This is a genomic window from Streptomyces roseochromogenus subsp. oscitans DS 12.976 (assembly GCF_000497445.1).
Classification (GTDB): Bacteria; Actinomycetota; Actinomycetes; order Streptomycetales; family Streptomycetaceae; genus Streptomyces; species Streptomyces oscitans.
The window spans coordinates 8,421,117-8,428,737 of record NZ_CM002285.1; the positions used below are offsets into that span (position 1 = coordinate 8,421,117).

Genomic DNA, 7,621 nt, shown 5'->3' on the forward strand with positions numbered 1-7,621 from the left:
AGCAGTCCGACGCTCCCGGGGCCCTCGGCGCGCCCGGCGCCCAGCCCGCCCCCGGCGCCTCGCTTGAACCGGGCGGCGGCGCCTGCGCGGGTTCCCCGCAGCCCAGCACCGATGCCGACAAGCCCGAAGGCAGTGGCGGCGGTTGCGGAGGCGGAGGCGGCGCCACCCAGGAGCAGAAGAGCCCCGCCCCGCCCAACGTCTCCCACCAGGACCCGCAGGCCGCCCTGGGTACCGCCGCCGGCGTGCCGGCGGACCAGACGGTCACCGTCCTCGACGGTGCCGACGGCGCCGTCGACCAGTCCATCGGCCGGCAGCAGGCCCAGCTCAAGGCCGCTCCGCCGACCGCGCAGCGCCCCTCCGGCGCGCCGCAGACCCTGGACGGCAAGCCGCCGGAGCAGGCCGCGGCCCCGCAGGTGTCGGGACAGCTGGAGCGAGTGGCCCCGCCCGGGCAGGGGCAGCAGCAGAAGGCCGACGGCCAGCAGGTCCAGGGCCAGAACCCGGCTCAGCAGGTCCAGACCCCGAACGTCCCGGACACCGACACGGGGAACGCCGACGCGCACGACGTCCAGAACATGCAGGACGCGGTCAACGACGTTCCCTCGACCGACCCCGGCCTGAACGTCACCGTCGGCCCGGCCCCCCAGGTGCAGCTGACCGGCGACGCCGACCCGAAGCTGACGGACCAGCAGGCCGGCAAGTACAACGACAAGACGACCACGATCCAGGACACCGGCCGCCAGGACGCGGCCAAGCCGCTGGGCGAGGACCACATCTACCCGGACGTCCCCGACGAGACGCTCCGGGGCAACGTGCCCGGCGGCGTGGGCGGCCAGGGCGGCGGCCCAGGCAAGAGCGGCGAGCCGCTGAAGCCCGGCGAGGCCACCGTCGTCCAGCAGCAGCGCGGCCCGCAGATCAAGCAGGCGATCGGCCAGGGCCAGGGCCAGGTGCGCAGCGCCCAGACCAAGAACAAGCAGCAGCAGGCCGAGGCGCGCAAGAAGAACCAGTCGGACATCGACAAGGAGACGGCGGACAACGCCAGGAAGCAGACCGACAAGCGCGGTGAGGTAGGCGTCCAGGCCACCCAGGCGCGCGACCAGTGGCGCTCCGAGCAGGACAAGAAGGTCGCCGACTCCGACCAGCAGGCCGATCAGTCGCACACGGAGAACAACCAGAAGATCCTCTCCAAGCGCGACGACAGCAACAAGCAGGTCAAGGACCGGCAGACCAGCGACAACAAGAAGATCGAGGACAACCGTCAGCAGGCGCAGCAGAAGGCCCAGGACGAGAAGGACAAGAAGAAGCACGAGTCCTCGGGCTGGTTCGGCTGGATCACGTCCAAGATCAAGGACGCCTTCAACGCCCTGCTGTCCGCGGTGACCAAGATCTTCGACTTCTTCCGCAAGCTGGTCAACGACATCATCGACGGCTTCAAGAAGTTCGCGGACTCGGTCATCGACACCTGCCGCAAGCTTGCCGTAGACCTGATCAAGGCCGTCGCCGATACGCTGATCAAGATCTGTGACGTCCTGCTCGCCGCGTTCCCGGCGCTGCGCGACAAGTTCCGCAAGGCCATCGAGGCGCTGCGCGACGCGGCGATCGCGGCGGTCAACGCCCTCGCCGACGCGCTCAAGGCGGCGGTCAACAAGCTCCTCGACGCGCTGGGCGCCGCGCTCAACGCGCTGCTGAAGCTGGCCGAGGCCACCCTCAAGGCCATCATCAACCAGGTGCGCGCGGCGGTCGAAGCCGCGATCAACTTCGTCAAGGCCGCCATCGCCGCGCTCGGCCAGCTCGCGGCGCTGATCGCGGACATCGCCCCCGACCCGGGCGGCTGGCTGAAGAAGATGGGCGCCGCCGCGATGGACGGCATCCAGCACCACCTCTGGGGTGCGATCAAGACGGCGGTGAAGGCCTGGTTCGACCAGAAGGTCGAATCCGTCGTCGGCCTGACGTCCACCCTCCTGAACATTCTCATCAAGGGCTGCGTATCCCTCAAGAAGATCGGCCAGATGGCCTGGAAGGCGATCATTTCCGCCCTCCCGATGATGTTGGCCCAGATCATCATCGAGAAGGTCATCTCGATGATCGTGCCTGCCGCCGGGGCGATCCTGACGATCATTCAGGGTCTTATGGCCGCCTGGGGCACCGTCAGTAAAATCATCGCCGCCTTCGGCAAGTTCTTCGCCTTCCTGAAGGCGGTGAAGGCCGGCCCGGCCGCCTGCCTCTTCGCGGAGGCGGTCGCCGCGGGTGTCGTCGCCCTCCTGGAATTCGTCTCCCAATACCTCCTCTCCAAGCTCAAGGGCGCCGGAAAGGCGGTGGGCACCAAGCTCAAGGCCCTCGCCCAGAAGATCATGAAGGCGCTGGCCAAGGCCGGCAAGGGCGCCAGGAAGGCCGTCGGCACCGCCGTCAACCGCGCCCGCACCGGCCTCCGCAACGCCCTCTCCTCCGTCCGCGAACGCTTCCCGTCCCGACGCCGCCCGGCCGAGTCCACCTTCGGCGAGCACCCCCACGAGCGCCCGGGCGAGCCCCACGCGACGCCCCGCCACCCGGAGGAGGGGCGTCCTCGGACGCACCACTCCGAAGAGCGGCCGACCGACACCAAGCGGCCCGCCGAACACGAGGACCCCAAGTCCACGAAGCCGCACGAGCGCGAGGAGCCCAAGCCGTCCAAGCCGCACGAGCCGGAGGAGCCCAAGAAGCCTCGCCGGCCCGAAAGGCCGAAGGAGCCCGCCCGCCCCAAGCGCCCGGTCTCCCGCGTAGGCCGCGCCCTCAACCGCGCCAAGGGCGCCGTGAAGGGTGCCCTGGCCAAGGCCCGTAACGCGGCTCGCGCCTTGGGGCGCAAGCTCAAGAACAGCAAGCTGGGCCGCGCCATCCGAAACGGCGCCCACAAGGTCTACGACGCCTACAAGCGCAAGCGCGACCAGTTCCGCGACTGGTGGAACAAGCACAAGGAAGACCGGCAGAGGAAGCGCGAAGAGCGGCACAAGAAGGAGAATTCGCCCCAGGCCAAGAGCGAACGCCTTGAGAAGGTCGTGGCCAGGATTCGCCCGCGCATCGAGAGCATGCTCCGGCGGGGTGTCCGGGGCGCCGTGCTCCGGGGCCTGCTTGCTGCCATGCGTGTCTGGTACCGCTTGACCGGCCTTGAACTCTCTGGAGGAGAGCGTTTCGGCATCCTCGCCACGCTCAACCCGTCGGTCAAGGTGACCAACGGGCTCACGGTCGATGAGCAGCAATTGCTGGAGATGCTGAACGAGCTTTCAGCAGAAATCCTGCAGCACCCGACCGTACGAGCGGGGGCGGGCAGGATCAGTCAGTCCGGGAGTACCGCGAACACGCGGCGTTTCACCGTCCCGGAGGGCGTGGGCCTGGCATCCATGGCCAGCTTCATGACGTACGACAGCAAGATGATGGTCGGATCGTCCCGGGAAAAGGCCTACGATATCTTCCATTTCGCCACGAACCAGCGCTCGGACGAGATGCCTGTCATGGTGGCTCACCATGTGAGCCGGGAGCCGAACAGGATTTCGCAGGCACGTGAGGACCGGATCGCGGCGGCCCCCGATGAGCAGACACGTCAGGCCCAGCGGGAGCTGGAGAACGCTGACAGGTTCGCGAAGGGGTTCGTGAAACCCAGGATTTCTAAAGTTCGACGAGACGGAACCGTCGCGGAGCAGAACAAGGAAGGTCTGCCGTACCGGAACAAGGTGACGAAGAGCGGAAGAGTTAAGAAGGGAATCGGCGAAGGCATCTTCGGGGATTCCGACCACGGTAGAGAAGTGCTTTCCGTCATAGGCCAGTTGGCCCGCGGCGAGAGGGTTGGCGGCACAGCCGGTCGAGACGCCGCATTCGTTGGCTCGCTCGTCCTGGCCAAGGAGGTCCAGCGAAACCCACGCACTGCGGTCACCGGTGCGATGGTGATGCAGATGGCAATGGAAGGGAAACTTGTCACCGGGGTCGGTGAGATGGATGACCCGAAGACCAGCTTCGACCGAATGAAGGTGGACCCCGGCAAGTCCTTCGAAGCCGTCGAGGCGCTCAAGTACATGCCCATGGAAGGCGTAGGGGCCATGGAGCAGACGCGGAACCTGAACAACGAGCTGGCGGATCGCGGGCCCTTCCGGCCGCAACTGGCGGATCGTCCGTTTGCTGGGGGGCAGACCATGGCCAACCGCGAAATATTGGCGATCCAGATGTGGGTCAAGTCTCTCGACATCAAGACGGACGAGGGCGGAGAGATGCGAACTCTGGCGGAACTCAAGAGTAAGATCCGGGAAAAAATGTACGAACTCTATGGGTTGAAGTAGCTCTGTGTCAGAAAGTTGGAACGGTCATGGCAGGCAAGCTGATCCGCGGTCGGCGCATGGTGCTTCGTCCGGGTGTAGGGGAGGAGGAGGTGGCAGCCTTCGCTGCCGGTCTGGGTTATCCGCGGCGCGCTGATTCGCCTGCTGATGAGGAGAGCGGGACGCCTCGGCAAATTATTTGGCATGCCGAGAACAGTCCGGTTGTCACCTACCGGGAAGATGTAACTTCTGGGCTCCCGTATGTCATTGTGATGGCTTACAGTTCCGCTGACCTCCGCGAGGTCACTGAACTGGCAGAGCTTGTTCTGCATACCTGGACATTGCCTGACCTCTTGCAAGCCGTAGACTCCACAAATGATCCGGAGGAACTTGGAGACGCACTCCTGCAGATGGGGCTCGGTGCGCCGCGAGAGTTCGACGAGGAGTTCTTCAGCCGCGTCCGAGAGGGGCTGCTGGACGGGCGCGAGGATGTCGTTGAGGCGGCACTGGTAGCGCTGACCTATGAGCCTTGGGGTGAGTATGTCGACCCTGTCAACGAATTGCTGGAAACGGCACCTGGCGGCTACATCGAGGAGACGGCGACGGCGATCCTCGATCGATTCAGGGAAGTTGGGGACGACGAAGAATGAACTACACAGACATACCCAAACCCATCCGCTCCGGCCTCGTCATCATCGACCCCCAGCGCGGAACGCCCAAGGAGATCATCGTTCTCCAGTTCAACCCGGACAGCCTGGAGCGGAGCATCGCGCCGCAGGCGGCCGGGGCCGACAACCAGTCAGGGGATCGGACGGAGGCGCTGCGGCTCAAGGGGCCGGCGGTCGAGACGTGGAAGCTGACCGCGGAGATCGACGCGACCGATCAGTTGGATGTCGCGGCGCCGAACGGGATCCATCCGCAGCTCGCCGTGCTGGAGATGCTGGTGAGCCCGTCGAGCGCCAGCCTGCGGCAGCTGGAGGCGTTGGCGGCCGCCGGGACGCTGGAGATCACGCCCGTCGAGGCACCCCTCACACTGTTCACGTGGGGCAACAAGCGCGTCGTACCGGTCAGGCTCACGGAGTTCTCGATCACTGAGGAGGCGTTCGACGTCGACCTCAATCCGATCCGGGCCCAAGTGGTCATCAGTCTGCGGGTCCTGACGGTCAGTGATCTGCCCGTGACCAACCGGGGATACGAGCTCTACCTCGCGTACCTGGCGCAGAAGGAGCGGCTGGCAGGTCCCGCCGCGACCGGGCGGCTCAGCGCGCTGGGGCTCAGCGGAAGCGGACTGGGAGGGGTCTGATCAACCATGGCGTCACTGGAGAACCCGCTGGACGCGGTCGCGCTCACCCAGGCGACCACCGCCTACCCGCGATCGAGCCGGTACTACGGGCTGGGCACCGCCCGGTTCACGGAAGCGGACGGCCATCAGATCACCTACCTGCGTCGCCGCCTCCTCCCCAGCCCGGAGGGCATGGCGGACCTGACCACCCACACCGTCAGCACCGGCGACCGCCCCGACCTCCTCGCCGCCCGCTACCTGGGCAACGCCGAGCAGTGGTGGCAGATCGCGGACGCCAACCCCGTTCTGGACCCACAGGAGTTGACCAGCGAGCCGGGCAGGCAGATCCGCATCACCCTCCCCAGCGGCGTGCCCGGAGGGGTGAATGGCTGACAACGGGCCGATCACGACCGGGCCGATCCATCTCACGCTGATGATGGGCCCGCAGCTCGCCGTGCCCGTCGCGCAGGAGGTCGCGGATTCGCTCCTCTCCGTGCAGGTGACGGTGGCGTCGGGGCAGCGCAGCGGCTTCCAGCTGGCGTTCGATCTGGCCAAGGGCAGCCTGATCAGCAACAGCCTGCTCCCCGGCGGGTACTTCGACCCCAAGACACGCGTGATCATCACGATGACCGTGCAGGGCACGCCCACCGTGCTGATGGACGGCGTGATCATCCGTCAGGAGGTCGGGATCAGCAACCAGCCCGGCCAGTCGACGCTCACCGTCACCGGTGAGGACCTGACCGTCCTCATGGACCTGGACGAGCGCGCCGCCGTCCCGTACCCCGCCATGTCCCCGGCCGCGCGCGTGCAGGCGATCATCGCCCAGTACGCGCAGTACGGGATCAGACCGATGGTCATACCCGAACTGATTCCGCAGACGCCGATGCCGACCCAGCGAGTGGATTTCCAGAAGGGGACGGACCTCGCCTACATCAACCAGCTGGCGCAGGCGAACGGTTACGCCTTCTACCTCGATCCGGGGCCCGTCCCCGGCCAGAGCCGCGCCTACTGGGGCCCCGAGGTCCGCCTCGGCGAGCCGCAGCACGCGCTGAACGTCAACATGGACGGCCTGTCCACCGTCGACCAGTTGACCTTCGCCTTCGACGGTACCGCGCGAGAGCAGCCGGAGGCCCGCATCCAGCTGCCGGCCACCCGGGTCTCGTCCGTCCTGCCCGTGCCCGAAGTGAGCGTCCTGCGACCGCAGTTGGCGCGGCGCCCGGCGCCCGCGCTGAAGAAGACGGTCATCGGGGACACCGCGAAGAAGGACAGCGGACAAGGCATCGCCGAAACCCTCGCCAAGGCCGCGGAGTCCGCGGACGCCGTCACCGGCTCCGGTCAGTTGGACGTCGTCCGGTACGGATACCTGCTCCGCGCCCGTGAGCTGGTCGGCGTCCGCGGCGCCGGAATCACCTACGACGGCCGGTACTACGTCAAGTCCGTGACCCACAACCTCCAACGGGGCTCGTACACGCAGAACTTCACCCTTGCTCGCGAGGGGCTGATCGCGCTCGAGCCGACGGTGGTCCCCTAGGAGACAGAGAATGGCTGCTGAACCCACCCGCTACCTCGGCAAGTACCGGGGCACCGTGGTGAGCAACGCCGACCCTATGGGCGTGGGCCGATTGCAGGTCCAGGTCCCGGATGTGCTCGGTGACGTGACCTCGACCTGGGCCATGCCGTGCTTCCCGCTGGCCGGCCCCGGGATGGGGCAGTTCCATCTGCCGCCGGCGGACTCGGGGGTGTGGGTGGAGTTCGAGCAGGGCGACCCCAGCTACCCGATCTGGACAGGCTGTTGGTACGGAGCCGCGCACGAGGTGCCCGAGGACGCGGTGACCGCCACGAACAACCCGAACGTCGTGCTCCAGACGCCCGGCCGGCGCCAGATCGTGCTCTCCGACGAGCCCGGCGGCAAGGGCATCACCCTCAAGCACCCCTCCGGCGCTTCGATCGTCATCGACGACACGGGGGTGCACATCAGCAACGGCCAGGGCGCGGTGATCTCCCTTGTGGGGCCGACCGTGACCATCAACAACGACGCGCTCAGCGTCACCTGAATTCCGAC

General features: G+C 67.1%; 6 protein-coding genes. All 6 read left to right on the plus strand.

The features are described from left to right. The first annotated feature begins 242 nt into the window (after window positions 1–242). Genes M878_RS86105 through M878_RS86130 form a run of 6 tightly spaced genes read left to right on the plus strand, consistent with a single transcriptional unit; the run spans window position 243 to window position 7,613 of the window. A complete protein-coding gene (locus M878_RS86105; protein WP_209445585.1) occupies window positions 243–4,301 on the plus strand; it encodes a phage tail family protein in 4,059 nt (1,352 codons plus the stop codon). 26 nt (window positions 4,302–4,327) lie between these two features. Continuing rightward, the gene (locus tag M878_RS97900) at window positions 4,328–4,927 is read left to right on the plus strand and encodes a hypothetical protein (protein WP_158692830.1); all 600 of its coding nucleotides are present in this window, start codon (window positions 4,328–4,330) and stop codon (window positions 4,925–4,927) included. Next, complete coding sequence (locus tag M878_RS86115; protein ID WP_023552716.1) at window positions 4,924–5,580, plus strand: CIS tube protein; 657 nt, start codon at window positions 4,924–4,926, stop codon at window positions 5,578–5,580. Before M878_RS97900 ends, M878_RS86115 begins: the two co-directional genes overlap by 4 nt. A gap of 6 nt (window positions 5,581–5,586) precedes the next feature. Further along, a complete protein-coding gene (locus M878_RS86120) occupies window positions 5,587–5,952 on the plus strand; it encodes a LysM peptidoglycan-binding domain-containing protein (RefSeq protein WP_023552717.1) in 366 nt (121 codons plus the stop codon). Further along, on the plus strand, window positions 5,945–7,090 hold the full coding sequence (locus tag M878_RS86125) for a hypothetical protein (protein WP_023552718.1): 1,146 nt from the start codon (window positions 5,945–5,947) through the stop codon (window positions 7,088–7,090). Before M878_RS86120 ends, M878_RS86125 begins: the two co-directional genes overlap by 8 nt. A gap of 10 nt (window positions 7,091–7,100) precedes the next feature. Further along, the gene (locus tag M878_RS86130; RefSeq protein WP_023552719.1) at window positions 7,101–7,613 is read left to right on the plus strand and encodes a phage baseplate assembly protein V; all 513 of its coding nucleotides are present in this window, start codon (window positions 7,101–7,103) and stop codon (window positions 7,611–7,613) included. The last annotated feature ends 8 nt before the right edge of the window (window positions 7,614–7,621 follow it).